Raw genomic sequence first — 17,849 nt, forward strand, 5'->3', positions numbered from 1 at the left:
CGGGCCTCACTTATCCAGCTTGTCGCCGGCTGCGGAAGCCGGCTTGGCGGATTCGGCGGCAGATTTCGGGTCGACCTTGCCGGCCGAGGCTGGCGTGTCGTTCGCAGCGCTCGAAGGCTGTCCCGCCTCGGAGGGTTTCGGGCGGCCCGGCGAGGCCGTCTCGGTCGCGGGCTTCTCAGGTGCGGCGGCGGCAGTCGCCTCGGCCTTCTTGGCCTCGGCCTCGGCGGCAGCCTTGGCGGCGGCGGCTTCGGCGGCAGCCTTGCGCTGCTCGGCCACGCGCTTCTGCCAGTCGCCGGCGCCGATCATCGAGCCGTCATAGAGCGACTGGTCGGTCAGCGTCTGGGCTCCGCCTTCCGGCTCCGAGCCGACGCGGCCGTTCTGCGGGCCGGGCCTTGTGGGACGGCCATGGCGCAGATCGTCGAGAAGCTGGCGGAAATTATCCGGCGTCAGGTCCTCGTAATAATCGACGTTGATCTGCGCCATCGGCGCGTTGCAGCAGGCGCCGAGGCACTCGACCTCGAGCCAGGAGAGCTTGCCGTCGGCGGTGACGGTCGATTGCGGGCCGATGACCTCGGCGCAGACCTTCTTCAGGGCCTCGGCCCCGCGCAGCGCGCAGGGCGTCGTGCCGCAGAGCTGGACGAAATACTCGCCGACCGGCTGCAGGTTGAACATGGTGTAGAAGGTTGCGACCTCCAGCACCCGCATCGGCGCCATGCCGAGCCGCTTCGCTACGGTCTCGATCACCGCGCGCGAGACCCAGCCCTCCTGCTCCTGCGCCTTCCACAGGAGCGGGATCACGGCCGAGGCCTGGCGGCCTTCCGGATATTTGGCGATCTGCTGGTCGATCCAGTTCTCATTCGCCGGGGAGAAGGCGAAGGAGGCCGGCTGGATCGGATCGGGAGCGAGACGACGGACGGACATCAGCGGTCAACTTCACCAAAGACGATATCGAGAGAGCCGAGGATCGCGGAGACGTCGGCGAGCATGTGCTTGCGGCACATGAAATCCATGGCCTGGAGATGGGCGAATCCCGGCGCGCGGACCTTGCAGCGATAGGGCTTGTTGGTGCCGTCCGAGACCAGATAGACGCCGAATTCGCCCTTCGGCGCCTCGACGGCGGCGTAGACCTCGCCCTCGGGGACGCGGTAGCCCTCGGTGTAGAGCTTGAAGTGGTGGATCAGCGCTTCCATCGACCGCTTCATCTCGCCGCGCTTGGGCGGCACGACCTTGCCGTCGAGCGAGGAGACCGGCCCGCCGCCATCGGCGGCCAGCAGCTTCTCGCAAGCCTGCTTCATGATGCGCGCCGACTGGCGCATTTCTTCCATGCGGATGTGATAGCGATCGTAGCAGTCGCCGTTCTTGCCGACCGGAACGTCGAATTCCATCTCCTCATAGCACTCATAGGGCTGCGACTTGCGCAGGTCCCAGGGCGCGCCGGATCCGCGCACCATCACGCCCGAGAAGCCCCACTTCCAGCAGGTCTCCAGATCGACGACGCCGATATCGACGTTGCGCTGCTTGAAGATGCGGTTGTCGGTGAGCAGGGTCTCGAGATCGTCGCAGACCTTGAGAAACGGGTCGCACCATTCGGCGATGTCGTGGATCAGCGAGGTCGGCAGGTCGAGCCGAACGCCGCCCGGCCTGAAATACGCCGCGTGCATGCGCGAGCCCGAGGCGCGCTCGTAGAAGATCATCAGCTTCTCCCGCTCCTCGAAGCCCCAGAGCGGAGGCGTGAGGGCGCCGACGTCCATCGCCTGCGTGGTGACGTTCAGCAGGTGCGAGAGGATGCGGCCGATCTCGGAGTAGAGCACGCGGATGAGTTGGCCGCGCCGCGGCACGGTGATTCCCAGCAGCTTCTCCACCGCCAGGCAGTAGGCATGCTCCTGGTTCATCGGCGCGACATAGTCGAGCCGGTCGAAATAGGGCAGAGCCTGCAGATAGGTCTTGGCCTCGATCAACTTCTCGGTGCCGCGATGCAGCAGGCCGATATGCGGGTCGACGCGCTCCACGATCTCGCCGTCGAGCTCCAACACGAGGCGCAGCACGCCATGCGCCGCCGGATGCTGCGGGCCGAAATTGATCGAGAAGTTCCGGATGTTGTGTTCGGTCATCGCTCAGAACCTCGCTCCAGCGCCGAAGCGGATGCTGCTGTAACCGAATTCGCGCATGCAGGCCGGCAATGCGCCTGCGTCGATCTTGTCCCGGTTAGATGACTGAATGGCCTCGCAATACTTAGCGGCCAATTTGATACCGACATCCGGCGCACCGGCCCCCTGAGCCACGGCGCTGGTTGCCAAACCTGACAGCACGACGGCAGCGATCAATCGAGTCATCAACGCTCTCGCCTCCATCACGCCTTCGCCTTCTCATCGCCCGGCAGCACGTATTCCGTGCCTTCCCAGGGCGAGAGGAAATCGAAGTTGCGGAATTCCTGGTTGAGCTTCACCGGCTCGTAGACGACGCGCTTCTGCTCGTCGTCATAGCGCACCTCGACGAAGCCGGTCAGCGGGAAGTCCTTGCGCAGCGGATAGCCCTCGAAGCCGTAATCGGTGAGGATCCGGCGCAGGTCCGGGTGGCCGGAGAAAAGGATGCCGTAGAAGTCATAGGCCTCGCGCTCGAACCAGTTCGCCGCCGGAAAGACGTCGATCACCGAGGGAACCGGGGTTGCCTCGTCGGTGCGGACCTTGATGCGAACGCGCCGGTTCCTGTGCGGGGCGAGCAGGTGATAGACCACGTCGAAACGCTTCTCGCGGCCAGGATAGTCGGCGCCGGCGAGATCGATGAAATTGACGAAGCGGAAGCGCGGGTCGCTGTAGAGCGTGCGCAGCACCTCGACGATCGACGCCGCATCGGCTTGGATCGTGAGCTCGCCGAAGGCGACGACCGCGTCGGTGACCGCGCCGGGAAGCGCCGCCTTGATCTCTTCGCCGAGTTGTCCGAGCGCTTCGCTCATCGCTTCACCTCAACATCACCTGCCACGACAGCCGACCGGCGCTCAGCGCTCGATCGTGCCGGTCCGGCGGATCTTCTTCTGCAGCAGCAGGACGCCGTAGAGCAGCGCTTCGGCCGTGGGCGGGCAGCCCGGAACGTAGATGTCGATCGGGACGATCCGGTCGCAGCCACGCACCACAGAATAGCTGTAGTGGTAATAGCCACCGCCATTGGCGCAGGAGCCCATCGAGATGACGTAGCGCGGCTCCGGCATCTGGTCGTAGACCTTGCGCAGGGCCGGGGCCATCTTGTTGGTGAGCGTGCCCGCGACGATCATCACGTCCGACTGGCGCGGTGACGCGCGCGGCGCGAATCCGAACCGCTCGACGTCGTAGCGCGGCATCGAGAGCTGCATCATCTCGACGGCGCAGCAAGCCAGGCCGAAGGTCATCCACATCAGCGAGCCGGTGCGGGCCCAGTTGATGAGGTCGTCCGTCGCGGTGACGAGGAAGCCCTTGTCCGCGAGTTCGTTGTTGATCTCGACGAAATAGGGATCACGGGCGCCGAGGGGCTGCCCATCCGGCCCGAGCAGACCCTTGGGTGCCGGCGCGACCAGCGGGTTGCCGCGATCGATCGCTGTGACTGCCATAAACCTGATCCTCGTGAACTGTCAGCTATCAGATAAGAAGCGGAAAACCGTTTTTCTACCCGATAGTTAGTCCCACTCCAGAGCGCCCTTACGCCATTCGTAGACGAAGCCGACGGTGAGGACGCCGAGGAAAACCATCATCGACCAGAATCCGTACCAGCCGAGGCTGCCGAAGGCCACCGCCCAGGGGAAGAGAAAGGCCACCTCGAGGTCGAAGATGATGAACAAAATCGCGACCAGATAGAATCGGACGTCGAACTTCATGCGAGCGTCGTCGAAGGCATTGAAGCCGCATTCATAGGCCGAGAGCTTCTCGGGGTCCGGCTTGGAATAGGCGATCGCGAAGGGGGCGATCAGCAGCGCCAGGCCGATCACCGCCGAGACGCCGATGAACAGCACCAGCGGCAGGTAGTCGGTGAGCAGGGAGTGGACCGGGAGAGCTTGCATCGTCGAACTCGCTTGGCACGGCCGCGCAACGGCTCACCGCACCAGTCGCTTAGACCCTCGATTAGAATGAAGCAAGACTCCGCCGCACCGCACAATCGCCCCGGTGGGTTGAATCCCGCGCAAGATGCGGCAAATTGCGCCCCTCGCTTCCGCCTCTGCCCGCTCTCGGAGCGAAAACGGAGCGGCTTTGCCGGCTTTTCCCCGATTTCACGGCGGCGTGCTTCCTGTCCTCATGGCGAATCGTTCGTCACCGTACCCGAAAGGTCTCCATGTCTTCACCGGCCCGCACGCTCGCAACCTGCCTCGCGGAGGAGCATCGGGCGTGAGGTGCGGGAGGTTGGTCATCACTGTCGCCGCACTGCTGGCGGCGGACCCCGGCCTCGCGCAGGAGGGCCAGAGCCTGCGCGTGACGCTGCCGCCGCAAAGGCCTTTCGATCTCGACCTGGAGGGCACCCCGAAACTGCCCCCCATCATCGTCCCACCCGCAAAGGCACCGGCGCGCGAGACACCGGCGGCCGGCGTCTCCGAGGAGACGCCGGAAGAGGCGCCGTCACAACCTACGCCTGCTACGGACGGCGCCCCGGTCACGCCGCCGGCCGGCAGCAACCCGCCCTCCCCTGTGCTGGAAGAGGATGAGGACGAAGGGCCGGTCTGGCCCAAGCTCACGCCGGGCCAGAAGGCCGGCGCCGAGCCGCAATACGACCCGAACGAGAAGGCCGAAAGACCCGGCATTTCAACCGATCCCGGCACCTCGGTCGCCTGCCTGCCGAAGCCGCTGAAGGAGGTGCTCGGCCGCGTCGCGGAAAAATACGGTGCGGTGAAGGTGACATCGACATGGCGCCCGGCCTGGCGGGCGCGGCGCAACTCCTATCACCGGCGCTGCGAGGCGATGGATTTCCGGGTGCCGGGCGTCAAGCCGCGGCTCGTGCTGGAATGGGTGCGGGGGTTTGAGGATGTCGGCGGCCACCATGTCTACTGGAACGGCCTGATCCATGTGGATACGGGTCCGCGCCGACCCTGGTGAACGGAGGCGCGGCCAACGCGGCAGTCTGGCGTGAGCCCGCATTGCGGACGCGGCCAGGCCGAGGGCGAGCAGCGCCGATCACATGATCGCCGCTATCGTGACGGGGGCGAAGCCGATCGTCGACCCGGCGTCCTGTCGGCCGGAACGCCTGGAAGGCTCGACCTTCGGCAAGGTCGCCGAGTTCTGACCGGTGCCATGGTGACGGCCCGCTGTCACCGAACCGTTTAGAAGGGGTCACAAGAGGTTCATCCGCCGGTCCTACCTCCCCGCCGTCAAGAAGCGGCGGAGACATTGCATGGCTGGATTTTCGATCACCCGGCGGGCTGCGCTCGCCGGCGGCACCGCGTCCCTGATCCTTCCGCGCTTCGCGATCGCGCAGGCCGACAACCGGCCTTCGATCACCGTCGCGGTCCAGAAGGTCTCGAATACCAACACACTCGACGTGCTGCGCGAGCAGTCCAATGTCGGCGAGCGCGTGTTCTTCTCCTCGCTCTGGGAAGGGCTGATCGGTCGCAACTGGCTGGGCCAGCTCGAGACCGTGGCCGGCCTCGCCACGGAATGGCGGCGCATCGACGATCGCACGGTCGAGCTCAAGTTGCGCAAGGGCGTCAAGTTTCACAATGGCGACGAGCTGACGGCGGAGGACGTGGCCTTCTCCTTCGGCCGGCAGCGCATGTTCGGCGACACGCAGCCGACCGCGGGCAAGACCATCGCGGCCGATTTCTCGATCGGCGGCGGGCGCGCCTCCAAGGAGCTGCCGCCGGAGGTGCCGGCCGTGGCGCGGCGCAACTGGCCGGCTCTGCTCGGCGTCGAGATCGTCGACAAGCACACGGTCCGCTTCGTCAACGGCACGCCGGACATCACGCTGGAAGGCCGCATCTCGCGCTACGGCAGCGAGATCATGAACAAGCGCGCCTTCGAGGAGGCCAAGACCTATTCCGACTGGGCGACCAAGCCCGTCACCACCGGCCCGTATCGCGTCGCCGATTACCGGCCCGACGTCTCGCTGCTGCTCGAAGCCCATGACGAGTATTGGGGCGGGCGCCCGCCGCTGAAGTCGATCCGCTTCGTCGAGGTGCCCGAGACCGCCGCGCGCATCGCCGGCCTGCTCTCCGGCCAGTACCAGTTCGCCTGCGACATCCCGCCGGACCAGATCGCGCAGATCGAGCAGAACAAGGCCTTCGAGGTCCAGGGCGGCACGATCCTCAATCACCGCCTCACCGTGTTCGACAAGAACCACGAGCAGCTCGCCAACCCGCTGGTGCGCCGCGCGATGACCCACGCGATCGACCGCCAGGCGATCGTCGACTCGCTCTGGGCTGGCCGCACCGTCGTGCCGAAGGGTCTGCAATGGCCCTATTACGGCGAGATGTTCATCGAGGACTGGGCGGTTCCGGCCTTCGACGTCAAGCTCGCCAAGGATCTCGTCAAGCAGTCCGGCTACAAGGGCGATCCGATCCCCTACCGCCTGCTGAACAACTACTACACCAACCAGGTGCCGACCGCGCAGATCCTGGTCGAGATGTGGAAGGAGGCCGGGCTCAACATCGACATCCAGATGAAGGAGAACTGGCAGCAGGTGCTGGAGCGCACGCCGAGCCGTGCCGTGCGCGACTGGTCCAACTCCGCGCCGTTCAACGATCCCGTCTCCTCGCTCGTCAGCCAGCACGGCCCCAACGGCCAGCAGCAGCAGATCGGCGAATGGACCAACGCTGAGCTGAACCGGCTCTCGGTCGAGCTCGAAACCTCGATGGATCAGGCGCGCCGGAAGCAGGCCTTCCGCCGCATGCTTCAGATCGCCGAGCGTGAGGACCCCGCCTACACCGTGCTGCACCAGAACGCGACCTTCACCGCCAAGCCGAAGGCGCTGGCCTGGAAGGCTTCGCCCGCCTTCGCGATGGATTTCCGCACTGAGAACTGGGGCGGCCGCAGCTAAGGCCGCGCAAGCCGGCGCGCCAGCCGCGCCGGCTCCTTTCGATCACGCATCAGGTTTCACGCATGACCCATTTCGACCGCCGCCAGTTCCTGCGCCTGGGTGCCGCCGCGGGCGGTACACTCGCCCTGCCCGGCTTTTCCGTCGCGCAGGCCGATACCCGCCCGTCGATCACCATCGCGGTCCAGAAGGTGGTCAACACCAACACGCTGGAGACGCTGCGCGAGCAGTCCAATGTCGGCACGCGGGTGCTGTCGAACATGCTGGAGCCGCTGATCGCGACCGACTGGCTTGGCGATCTCTCGCTGCAGCCGGGGCTCGCCACGGGCTGGCGGCGCCTCGACGAGCGCACCGTTGAACTCACGCTGCGGGAGGGCGTGACCTTCCATGACGGCGAGCCGATGACGGCAGAGGACGTCGCCTTTTCCTTCGGCGCCGAGCGCATGTGGGGCGGCGCAGCCGAGGCTGGAGCGGCCGGGCTGTTCGGCTCCGTCACGGCCGGACAGGGCGGCAAGCAGCCCCCGGCGGAGGTCGTCGCGGTCGCCAAGCGCGCCTTCCCCGCCTTCGAGCGCATCGAGATCGTCGGCCCGCGCACCGTCCGCTTCGTCAACAAGACGCCGGACATCACGCTGGAAGGGCGCATCTCGCGCAATGTCGGCGTCATCGTCTCGCGCAAGGCCTTCGCGGCGGCACCGAGCTGGCTCGACTGGGCGCGCAAGCCCGTCGGCACCGGCCCCTACAAGGTCGCCGAGTTCAAGCCCGACCAGTCGCTGACTCTGGTGGCGCATGACGCCTATTGGGGCGGGCGGCCGCCGCTGAAGCAGATCCGCTTCGTCGAGGTCCCCGAGATCGCCTCGCGCATCAACGGGCTGCGCTCGGGCGAATACGACTTCGCCTGCGACATCCCGCCCGACCAGATCGGCGACATCGCCGCGAGCGGCCGGCACGAGGTGCTCGGCGGGCTCATCGCCAACCACCGCCTCACCGTCTTCGACAAGAGCCATCCGCTGCTGGAAAGCCCGCTGATCCGCCGCGCCATGACGCATGCCATCGACCGGCAGGCGATCGTCGAGGCGCTCTGGGCCGGCAGGACCCAGGTGCCGAAGGGGCTGCAATTCGACTTCTACGGGCCGATGCTGATCCAGGACTGGGCCGTGCCGGCCTATGACATGGCGCTGGCCCGCAAGCTGGTGAAGGAGAGCGGCTACAAGGGCGATCCGATCCCTTACCGCCTGCTCAACAACTACTACACCGGCCAGGTCGCGACGGCGCAGATCCTGGTCGAGAGCTGGCGCGAGGCCGGGCTCAACGTCGCCGTCGAGATGAAGGAGAACTTCCCGCAGGTCCTCGCAAAGGGGCCGAGCCGGGCGGTCCGCGACTGGTCCAACAGCGCCTCCTACAACGATCCGGTCTCCTCCATCGTCGCCCAGCACGGGCCGACCGGCCAGCAGTGGCAGATCGGCGAATGGCGCAACGAGGAGATGGGCAAGCTCTCCGGGGTCCTCGAGACCTCGATGGACATGGGCCAGCGCAAGGCCGCCTTCCGCCGCATGCTGGAAATCTGCGAGCGCGAGGACCCCGCCTACACCGTGCTGCACCAGACCGCGAACTTCACCGCCAAGCGCAAGGATATCCGCTGGAAGACCGGCCAGTCCTTCGCGATGGATTTCCGCGCCGCCAACTGGGGCGGGATGGGCTGATTTCGCCTCCCGCCTCGCCTGCTCGCACGACAGGAAGACACCCATGCCCCATTCGATCAGCCGTCGCGGCGTCCTGCTTGGCGCGGGCGCCGTTCTCGCCGGTGCTGCCGCCGGTCCCCTGCGGGCGCAACCGGCGAGACGCATCGTCGTCGCGATGCCGAACTCGCCGAACGTCGCGACGCTGGAGCCTGTCCGCGACTACGGCAACGTCTCGTTCCGCATGGGCTACAACCTCTACGACAACCTGATCGGCATCGATTACCGCAACGGCGCGAAGCTGGTGCCGGCCCTGGCGACGAGCTGGAAGCGGGTCTCGCCCGTCGCGATGGAGTTCACGCTGCGCGAAGGCGTGCGCTTCCACGACGGCGGCGCGATGACCGCCGAGGATGTCGCCTTTACCTTCGGCCCGGAGCGCATGTCGGACCCGAAATCGCCGGGCTATGCGCAGACGCGCCCCTTCCTGCCGACGATCGAGAGCGTCGAGGCGACCGGCCCGATGACCGTGCGGGTCACGACCAAGGGCCCCGACCCGCTGCTGGAGCGGCGGCTCGCCGGCTGGGGCGGGCAGATCATCTCGAAAAAGGCCTTCCTCGCCGCCGGCAACTTCGCAGCCTGGGAAAAGGCGCCGGTCGGCACCGGGCCGTTCAAGGTCAAGGAGTTCTCCTATGACCGCCGCTTCGTCTTCGCAGCGCATGACGCCTATTGGGGCGGCCGGCCGATGGCGGACGAGCTCGAATTCCGCATCGTGCCTGAGCTGGCGAGCCGGCTGAACCAGCTCGCCACCGGGGAGGCGCAGTTCATCACCGAGGTCTCGCCGGACCAACTCCCGACGATCAAGGCGATGGCGGGCCGCGAGATCGCCGGCGGCGCGATCCAGAACGTGCGGGCGGTCGCCTATAACAAGTTCGACCCCGCGCTCGCCGATCCGCGGGTGCGCCGGGCACTGTCCTGCGCCATCGACCGGCAGGCGATCGTCGACAGCCTCTATGACGGGCGCACCTGGGTGCCCAACGGCCATCAGGACAAAAGCTATGGCGAACTCTATCTCGGCGACTATGCCGGCCCGGGCTTCGCGCCCGCCAAGGCCAGGGCCCTGATCAAGGAAGCGGGCTATGACGGCAAGCGCATCGCCTACCGTGTCCTCAACAACTACTACACCTTGCAGGTGCAGACCGCTCAGATCCTTCAGCAAATGTGGGCCGAGGTCGGGCTGAACGTCGAGATCGAGGTCAAGGAGAGCTGGTCGCAGGTCTACCAGCCGGGCCTGGGCATCTTCGACGCCTCCGACACCATCTTCTGGCAGGACCCGGTCGGCGCGATGGTGCGCCGCTACGGGCCGGCGGGCAATGTCCAGGCCGTCGCCAAGACCTGGGCGAACGACGAGTTCAACCAGCTCTGCCCCATCCTGCAGAGCTCGCTCGACACGGCAGAGCGCAAGCGCGTCTTCCGCCGCATGCTGGAAATCTATGACGAGGTCGACCCGCCGGGCACCGCGCTGCACGACCTGACCATGTTCTACGGGAAGGCCAAGGACATCCCGTGGCAGGCCTATCCGGTCGAGTATATGGACTTCCGGGCAGGCAACATGGTCTGACGCCATGATCGCGCAGCCCCAGCCCCTCGTCACCATCCGGAACCTCGCCGTCTCCTTCGACGGCGTCCGCGCCCTTCACGGCATCGACCTCAGCGTCGCGCGCGGGGAAGCGCTGGGGCTCGTCGGCGAATCCGGCTGCGGCAAGTCGGTGACCTGGCTCGCCGCGCTCGGCCTGCTACCGAAAAAGGCGAAGGTGACGGGCAGCGTCCAGCTCGAAGGGCGCGAATTGCTCGGTGCCGCGCCCGTGGTGCTCGATGATGTCCGCGGCGGGCGGATCGCGATGATCTTCCAGGACCCGGCGAGCGCGCTCAACCCGGTGCTTCGGCTGGGGAAGCAGGTCGGCGAGGCGCTGGCGCTGCATCGCGGCCTCTCCGGCTCGGCGATCAAGGCCGAGGCCAGGCGGCTGTTCGACCTCGTCGGCATTCCCGACGCGGCGCGCCGGCTCGACGCCTTTCCGCATGAGCTCTCCGGCGGGCAGAACCAGCGCGTGATGATCGCCATGGCGCTGGCCGGCAATCCGGACCTGCTGGTCGCCGATGAGCCGACGACGGCGCTCGACGCCACGATCCAGGCGCAGATTCTCGAATTGCTGACGCTGATCCGCCGCGAGACCGGCATGGCGCTGGTCCTGATCAGCCATGATCTCGGGGTGATCTCGCAGACCTGCGAGCGCGTCTGCGTGATGTATGCCGGGCGCATCATCGAGACCGCCCCCGCCGACCTGCTGTTCGAGCGGCCGCTGCATCCTTACACCCAAGGCCTGATCAGCGCCCTGCCGCCCCTGGACGGCGTGCGCCGACGTCTTTCGCCGATCGAGGGCAACGTGCCCGAGCCCTGGAACCTGCCTGCGGGCTGCTCCTTCGCGCCGCGCTGCCCGAGGGCCGTCGCCGCCTGCGACGAAGGCATCCCGCCGCTGGCGGACAAGGCGCCGCAGCGCCGCGCCGCCTGCATCCGGGTCGCACCGGCCGAGGCGCCGGCGCAGCGGGAGCCCGTCTTCGCATGACCGGACCGATGAGCCCCGAAACCCTCCTCGCTCTGCGCGATGTCTGCCGCAGCTACTCCATGCGCCGCGGCCTGCTCGGCAGGCCAACCGCCGTCCACGCGGTCGACGGCGTATCGCTGACGGTGGAAAAGGGCCGCACGCTCGGCCTTGTCGGCGAGTCCGGCTCTGGAAAATCCACCACCGGCCGGCTTGCGCTCGGGCTGGAGCCGCCGGATCGTGGCGCGGTTCTGTTCAAGGGCGAGCCTCTGCCGAAGGACGGCACCCAGGAATGGCGCGCCATGCGGGCCCGCATGCAGATGATCTACCAGGACCCGCTGGGCGCGCTCGACCGGCGCCTGCCGATCCTTGAGCAGGTGCGCGAGCCGCTCGACGTCCATGGCATCGGGGAAGCCAAGGCGCGGGACGAGAAGGCGCTCGCCCTGCTGCAATCGGTCGGCCTGCGCGCCGACCAAGGCAGCCGCTATCCGCATGAGCTCTCCGGCGGGCAGCGCCAGCGCGCGGTGATCGCCCGCGCTCTCGCGACCGGCCCGGATCTCCTGGTCTGCGACGAGCCGGTCTCGGCGCTGGATGTCTCGATCCAGGCGCAGGTGGTCAATCTGCTGGTCGATCTGCAGGAGGAGCTGGGGCTCGGCCTGCTCTTCATCAGCCACGACCTCAAGGTGGTGCGGCAGGTCAGCCACCGCGTCGCGGTGATGTATCTCGGCCGCATCGTCGAGGAGGGCGAGGCCGACCTGCTGCTGCATGCGCCGGCCCATCCCTATACCGAGGCGCTGGTCTCGGCCTCGCCCGAGCCGGGCCGCCGCGCCCGGCCGCGCATCGTGCTGCAGGGCGACCCGCCCAACCCGGCGGCCCGCCCCTCCGGCTGCGCCTTCCATCCCCGCTGCCACGCCGCGCGCGAGCGCTGCAAGGTCGAGACCCCGGCGCTGTTGCCGCTGCCTGACGGCCGCCTGACCGCCTGCCATGTCGCGCACGACCAGGCCAACTTCCTGACATCGCCTTTGCTGAAAGCCGCAAGCTGATGCTGCGCTTCCTCCTCATTCGCTTCGGGCGCGCGGCGCTCACGGTCGCGCTCGTCGTGACCTTCGCCTTCATCGTGCTCCGCCTCTCGGGCGACCCGGCGCTGATCATCATGAGTGTCGATGCGCCACCGGAGGCGATCGCCGCCTTCCGCAAGGCCTGGGGCCTCGATGATCCGATCTGGCTGCAATATCTGCATTATTTCACCGCCATCGGTCAGGGCGAGCTCGGCCAGTCGATGCGGGACGGGCGCCCGGCCCTCCAGCTCGTGCTGGAGCGCATCCCGGCGACTCTGGCACTGACCCTGCCGGCGCTGGCGATGAAGCTCGGCATCGGCATCCCCGCCGGCATCTATGCGGCGCTGCATCGGGACAGCCTGATCGATCGGGCGGTGATGGTGACCGCGGTCGCCGGCTTCACCGTGCCGAGCTTCGTGCTGGGCCTCGTTCTCGTCTTGGTGTTCTCGGTCCAGCTCGGCTGGCTGCCATCCGGCGGGCAGGAAAGCTGGCGCCACGCCATCCTTCCCGTGCTGACGCTGGGCATCGGCGGCGCGGCGGTCCTCGCCCGCTTCACCCGTTCGGCCATGCTGGAAGTGCTGGGGCAACCCTATATCCGCACCGCCAGCGCCAAGGGCGTGCCCTGGGCCCGTGTCGTGCGCGGCCATGCCCTGCCCAACGCCGCGATCCCGACCGTCACCATCGTCGGCTTCATGGTCGGCAGCCTGATCGCGGGCGCGGTGGTGGTGGAGAGCGTGTTCTCCTGGCCCGGAGTCGGGCGGCTGCTGGTCGTCGCCGTCGCCAATCGGGACCTCGCGGTGGTGCAGTGCATCCTGCTGCTGGTCGCCGTCACCATGGTCTCGTCCAACCTGATCGTCGACCTGCTCTACGGCGTGATGGACCCGCGCCTGCGCAGCGGCGCCAAGGCGGGAGCGCATTGAGATGGCCGACATCACCGCCTCCGCCCTCCCCGCCGCCGCGGCGAAACCCGCGCCGAGGCCGAAGCGCCGCGTGCCGCCGGTGGTCTGGCTCGGCCTTGCCTGGCTGGTGCTGATCATCGCCGTCGCGCTGGCCGCCGACTGGATCCAGCCCTATCGCTTCACCGCCTACGATCTGCGCAACCGGCTCAGCCCGCCCTTCCACCCGCTGCACTGGCTGGGCACCGACGAGCTCGGCCGCGACGTGCTCTCGCGGCTGATCGTCTCGGTGCGTATCTCGCTGCTCGTCGCCTTCGGGGCGACCATCATCTCCGCCGTGCTCGGTACGGTGATGGGCTTCCTGGCGGCGCATTTCCGCGGCTGGGTCGAGCAGATCGTGCTGATGCTGGCCGATTTCCAGGCGGCGATGCCCTTCCTCATCCTGGCGCTCTCGGTGCTGGCCTTCTTCGGCAACGGGCTGACGCTCTTCATCTGCCTGATGGGCCTTTATGGCTGGGAACGCTATGCCCGCATCGCACGCGGCCTCGCCATCTCGGCTGGCGCACAAGGCTATGCGGGCGCGGTGCGCCAGATCGGCGCCTCGCCGTCGCGGGTCTATCTGCGCCACATCCTTCCCAATATCGCCTCGACGCTGATCGTCTCGATGACGCTGACCTTTCCCGAGGTGATCCTGCTGGAAAGCGGGCTGTCCTTCCTCGGCCTCGGCGTCCAGCCGCCGATGACCTCGCTCGGCAACATGGTCGGCTATGGCCGCGAATACCTCACCCGCGCGCCGTGGATCATGCTCGCCCCGGCCGCGACCATCGTCATGACCACCCTCGCCGTCAGCCTCGTCGGGGACTGGCTGCGCGACAAGCTCGACCCGACCCTGCGCTGACCATCGGAGACTTCCCATGCTGCCCAACGGCGTTCTCGGCACCGGCATTTCCGCCCCCTATCCGAAGGGCGACCTCTCGGACTTCGCCGCGATCCTCGACCGTGTCGAGGCGCTCGGCGTCGAGACGATCGAGCTGCCGACCTTCTCGGCCGACCTCGTCATCGGCGGGCGCATCCACCGCCCGCATCTGGAGACGCTGAAGCGCGCCTGCGCCGGGCGCAACGTCCGCTATTCGGTGCATGGCCCGCTCTCGATCAACTTCTTCGACGACCCGGCCCGGCTGCCGCGGCATTTCGAGGTACTGGAGGCGTCGCTGGAGGTCGCGGCCGAGATCGGCGCGGTGAACTACGTCGTTCATTCCGGGCTTCACCCCGTCGCCGAGGCTCCGGTGCTGGAAGGCGCCTATGCCCGCCAGCGCGAATGGCTTGCCAAGGCCGGCGAGATCGCGGCCGATCTCGGTCCGCTTGTCTGCGTCGAGACGCTGTTCGGCGGCCATGAGGGCAAGGTCCACTGCTCCTCGCCGCGGCGGCTGGCGCAGGAGCTGGCCGCAATCGACCACCCGCATATCCGCGCGACGCTCGACTTCAGCCATTCCTTCCTGCGCGCCGGCTTCCAGGGCACGGATGAGTTCGTCGCCGAGATCGCCGAGCTCGCGCCCTATGCCAACCATCTCCACATGCACGACTCCTTCGGCCGGGCCGACGCGATCTGGATGTATCACGACAGCGAGAAGACCGCCTTCGGCCATGGCGACCTGCACATGCCGGTCGGCTGGGGCGCCATCCCGTGGGAGGAGCTGATGGCGGCCTGCACCTTCCCGGAGGGCGTGATGTTCAACATCGAGCTGAACCAGCGCTACTGGTACGCGGTCGAGGAGTGCATCGCCGCGACCAAGGCGCTCGCCGCCAAGGCGAAGACGCAAGCGCTGAAGGCCGCAGCATGAGCGCAGCCAAGCCTGCCGCCGACACGGTCGTCATCTGCGTCTTCGACGGGCTCAGGCCCGATTTCGTGACACCGGAGCGCATGCCGAACCTCGCCCGCTTCGCCGGGCAAGGCACCTGGTTCCTCGAGGCACGCAGCGTCTTCCCCTCGATGACGCGCGTCGCCACCACCGCCATCGCCACGGGCGCGCATCCGCGCGTCCACGGCATCGTCGGCAACGCCTTCTATTTCCCGCAGGCGACGCAGGCCCATGCGATCGATCTCAGCCGCTGGGACGACATCGCGCTCGCCATCGAGGCGACCGATGGACGCTTCGTCACCGCCGAGCCGATGGGCGACGTGCTGGCGCGCGCCGGCAAGCGCATGGCGGTGGTGCATACCGGCTCGGCGGGCTCGGCCTATCTGATAAACCCGAATGCCCGCGAGAACGGCCACTGGACCTTCTCCCTGCTCGGGCGGGAGCATACCCGCACGCCCGAGGCGGTGGACGAGGTGGTCGCGCGCTTTGGCCCGCTGCCGCCGCGCCGCCTGCCCCGCTTCGAGGAGACCGACTATGCGGAGCGCATCTTCCGCGAGCATGTGCTGGAACAGATCAGGCCGGATGTGGCGCTGATCTGGTTCAACGAACCCGACACCTCCTTTCACTACCGCTTCCTCGGCGCGCCCGAGACGCTGAATGTCATCCGCACGGTGGACGAGGCTTTCGGCCGCATCCTCTCCTGGGTCGACGCCCAGCCGGATGCCGAGCGCTACACGGTGATCGCCGCCTCCGACCATGGCCAGATCACCATGAGCGACGCGCTGCCGCTCTCCGAGCTGCTGGGGGCCGCGGGCCATGCCGGCCGGAGGGCCTCCGAGCGCACGCTGGAAGGCGCGCAGTTCACGATGACCGGCGGCGACATGGGCGAAATCCGCATTCTCGAAGGCGGCACGGCAAGGCGCGACGCGATCGCGCGCTGGCTGATGGAGCAGGACTTCACCGGGATGCTGTTCACGCCCGGCGGCGACGGGATCGAGGGCGAGCTGCCTGGCACCTTCTCGCTTGGGCTGGTCGATCTCGACCATGAGCGCGCGCCGGAACTCGTCTTCACCTTGCGCTCGAACGACGATGCCGATCCCTTTGGACATCCGGGCCTCGGCCTGATGACGAAGGGCGATGTGCCGATCGGCGGCGGCATGCATGGCGGGCTGAACCGCCACGAGCTCAACACCACGCTGATCGCGCGCGGGGCCGGCCTCACCGCCGGCACGGTCGATGGCCGGGCGACCGGCATCGTCGACATCGCTCCAACGGTGCTGGCCGCCTTGGGGCTTGCTCCGGCCGCCACGATGACGGGCCGCTCCCTGCTCGGCTCGCCAACGCCGGAGCAAGCGCCGCGGCTCTGTGAAACCGGCAGCGGCGGCTTCCGCCAATATCTGGAGGTCGCCGACCGCGGCGGGTCGCGCATCCTGCTGCAAGGGGGCCGCCGCGATTAAGTCGGCCGTGCCGCGCGTCGAACGGCGTTGCGGAGATCGACGGCATGAGCAAACGGTTCTACAGCCGGGGCCGCAAGGCGGCTAATCTCCGCCGAGTCTGAGAGTCCCGGAGCCGAATTTCCCCATGACCATGCCAGTGAATTTCGACGAGCGGATCGACCGCCGCGGCACCCATTCGGCCAAATGGGACATGATGGAGCCGCTCTTCGGGGTGCCGGCAAGCGACGGCATCTCGATGTGGGTGGCGGATATGGACTTCCGGCCTCCCGTCTGCGTGCAGGCCGCGCTGGAGCAGATGACCGTCCACGGCATCTACGGCTATTTCGGCGACGACAGGGCCTATGTCGCGGCGATCCGCTGGTGGATGCAGAACCGCCACGGCTGGGCGGTCGAGCCGTCCTGGATCTTCACCACCCATGGGCTCGTCAACGGCACGGCCTTGTGCGTCGACGCCTTCACGGCGCCCGGCGACGGCGTGGTGCTGATGACGCCGGTCTATCACGCCTTCGCGCGCGTCATCGCGGCGGCGGGGCGGCAGGTCGTCGAATGCCCTCTCGCGCTCGAAAATGGCCGCTACGAGCTCGATATCGCGGGCTGGGATGCGCAGATGACCGGCAAGGAGCGGATGCTGGTCCTGTGCTCGCCCCACAATCCGGGCGGGCGTGTCTGGTCGCCGGAGGAGTTGCGGGAGATTGCCGCCTTCTGCGAGCGCCACGATCTCGTCCTGGTCAGCGACGAGATCCATCATGACCTCGTCATGCCCGGCCACAAGCACATGGTCATGCCGCTGGCGGCGCCGCAGGCACTGCCCCGCCTCGTGATGATGACCTCGACCACCAAGAGCTTCAATACCGCCGGCGCCCATATCGGCAACGTCATCATCCCGGACGCCGCCCTGCGGAAGCGCTTCCAGCAGCGGATGGATGCGCTCGGCATCTCGCCGAACTCCTTCGGCATGGTGATGGCCACCGCGGCCTACAGCCCCGAGGGCGCAGCCTGGATCGACGCGCTGAACGCCTATATCGACGGCAACCGCCGGATTTTCGACGCGGGCGTCAACGCCATCCCGGGGCTCCGTTCCATGGTGCTGGAAGGCACCTACCTTGCATGGGTCGATTTCGCCGGCACCGGGATGGAGGCGGCCGAGTTCACCCGCCGCGTCGGAGAGCAGGCGCGGATCGCTGTCAATCGCGGCCCGACCTTCGGCAAGGGCGGCGAGACTTTCCTGCGCTTCAACATCGCCACCCAGCGCGACGTCGTCGAGCAGGCGGTCGGGCGGCTGGCCGAGGCCTTCGCAGACTTGCAGTAAGCTCTTGCAGCGG

The 17,849-nt window shown here is 67.7% G+C and carries 17 protein-coding genes; 11 read left to right on the forward strand and 6 right to left on the reverse strand.

The window, feature by feature from the left end; genetic code table 11:
• Positions 1–6: 6 nt before the first annotated feature.
• The 6 genes from nuoE to BW981_RS09105 form a co-directional block, all read right to left on the reverse strand.
• A complete protein-coding gene (nuoE, locus tag BW981_RS09080) occupies positions 7–921 on the reverse strand; it encodes an NADH-quinone oxidoreductase subunit NuoE (RefSeq protein WP_076438301.1) in 915 nt (304 codons plus the stop codon).
• Positions 921–2,111 carry an NADH-quinone oxidoreductase subunit D gene (locus BW981_RS09085; protein ID WP_076438303.1) on the reverse strand — a complete coding sequence of 397 codons (1,191 nt, stop codon included), beginning with the start codon at positions 2,109–2,111 and terminating at the stop codon, positions 921–923. Before BW981_RS09085 ends, nuoE begins: the two co-directional genes overlap by 1 nt.
• Before the next feature lie 3 nt (positions 2,112–2,114).
• A complete protein-coding gene (locus tag BW981_RS09090; RefSeq protein WP_139333694.1) occupies positions 2,115–2,333 on the reverse strand; it encodes a hypothetical protein in 219 nt (72 codons plus the stop codon).
• 17 nt (positions 2,334–2,350) lie between these two features.
• A complete protein-coding gene (locus tag BW981_RS09095) occupies positions 2,351–2,953 on the reverse strand; it encodes an NADH-quinone oxidoreductase subunit C (RefSeq protein ID WP_076438306.1) in 603 nt (200 codons plus the stop codon).
• 42 nt (positions 2,954–2,995) lie between these two features.
• Complete coding sequence (locus tag BW981_RS09100) at positions 2,996–3,580, reverse strand: NuoB/complex I 20 kDa subunit family protein (RefSeq protein ID WP_076438308.1); 585 nt, start codon at positions 3,578–3,580, stop codon at positions 2,996–2,998.
• 66 nt (positions 3,581–3,646) lie between these two features.
• Positions 3,647–4,027, reverse strand: coding sequence for an NADH-quinone oxidoreductase subunit A (locus BW981_RS09105; protein ID WP_076438309.1), 381 nt, complete (start codon positions 4,025–4,027; stop codon positions 3,647–3,649).
• Positions 4,028–4,364: 337 nt separating this feature from the next.
• Here BW981_RS09105 and BW981_RS09110 point away from each other — a divergent pair, with 337 nt between their 5' ends.
• From BW981_RS09110 to BW981_RS09160, 11 genes are all read left to right on the forward strand, one after another.
• Positions 4,365–5,051, forward strand: coding sequence for a D-Ala-D-Ala carboxypeptidase family metallohydrolase (locus tag BW981_RS09110; protein WP_076438311.1), 687 nt, complete (start codon positions 4,365–4,367; stop codon positions 5,049–5,051).
• A 295-nt stretch (positions 5,052–5,346) separates the two neighbouring features.
• A complete protein-coding gene (locus tag BW981_RS09115; RefSeq protein WP_076438313.1) occupies positions 5,347–6,987 on the forward strand; it encodes an ABC transporter substrate-binding protein in 1,641 nt (546 codons plus the stop codon).
• A gap of 62 nt (positions 6,988–7,049) precedes the next feature.
• Positions 7,050–8,684, forward strand: a complete 1,635-nt coding sequence (locus BW981_RS09120; protein WP_076438314.1) for an ABC transporter substrate-binding protein — start codon at positions 7,050–7,052, stop codon at positions 8,682–8,684.
• A gap of 43 nt (positions 8,685–8,727) precedes the next feature.
• The gene (locus BW981_RS09125; RefSeq protein WP_076438316.1) at positions 8,728–10,278 is read left to right on the forward strand and encodes an ABC transporter substrate-binding protein; all 1,551 of its coding nucleotides are present in this window, start codon (positions 8,728–8,730) and stop codon (positions 10,276–10,278) included.
• A 4-nt stretch (positions 10,279–10,282) separates the two neighbouring features.
• On the forward strand, positions 10,283–11,281 hold the full coding sequence (locus tag BW981_RS09130) for an ABC transporter ATP-binding protein (protein ID WP_076438318.1): 999 nt from the start codon (positions 10,283–10,285) through the stop codon (positions 11,279–11,281).
• A complete protein-coding gene (locus BW981_RS09135; protein ID WP_076438319.1) occupies positions 11,278–12,300 on the forward strand; it encodes an ABC transporter ATP-binding protein in 1,023 nt (340 codons plus the stop codon). The genes BW981_RS09130 and BW981_RS09135 overlap by 4 nt, the downstream gene beginning before the upstream one ends.
• A complete protein-coding gene (locus tag BW981_RS09140; protein WP_076438321.1) occupies positions 12,300–13,235 on the forward strand; it encodes an ABC transporter permease in 936 nt (311 codons plus the stop codon). Before BW981_RS09135 ends, BW981_RS09140 begins: the two co-directional genes overlap by 1 nt.
• A gap of 1 nt (position 13,236) precedes the next feature.
• Positions 13,237–14,109 carry an ABC transporter permease gene (locus tag BW981_RS09145; protein ID WP_076438322.1) on the forward strand — a complete coding sequence of 291 codons (873 nt, stop codon included), beginning with the start codon at positions 13,237–13,239 and terminating at the stop codon, positions 14,107–14,109.
• A 16-nt stretch (positions 14,110–14,125) separates the two neighbouring features.
• Positions 14,126–15,052, forward strand: coding sequence for a sugar phosphate isomerase/epimerase family protein (locus BW981_RS09150; protein ID WP_076438324.1), 927 nt, complete (start codon positions 14,126–14,128; stop codon positions 15,050–15,052).
• Entirely contained in the window at positions 15,049–16,527 is a 1,479-nt protein-coding gene (locus tag BW981_RS09155) for an alkaline phosphatase family protein (RefSeq protein ID WP_076438325.1), read from the forward strand. The genes BW981_RS09150 and BW981_RS09155 overlap by 4 nt, the downstream gene beginning before the upstream one ends.
• A gap of 124 nt (positions 16,528–16,651) precedes the next feature.
• Positions 16,652–17,836 carry a MalY/PatB family protein gene (locus BW981_RS09160; RefSeq protein ID WP_244560274.1) on the forward strand — a complete coding sequence of 395 codons (1,185 nt, stop codon included), beginning with the start codon at positions 16,652–16,654 and terminating at the stop codon, positions 17,834–17,836.
• Positions 17,837–17,849: the final 13 nt, after the last annotated feature.

It is taken from the genome of Allobosea sp. TND4EK4 (assembly GCF_900156025.1).
GTDB lineage: Bacteria > Pseudomonadota > Alphaproteobacteria > Rhizobiales > Beijerinckiaceae > Allobosea.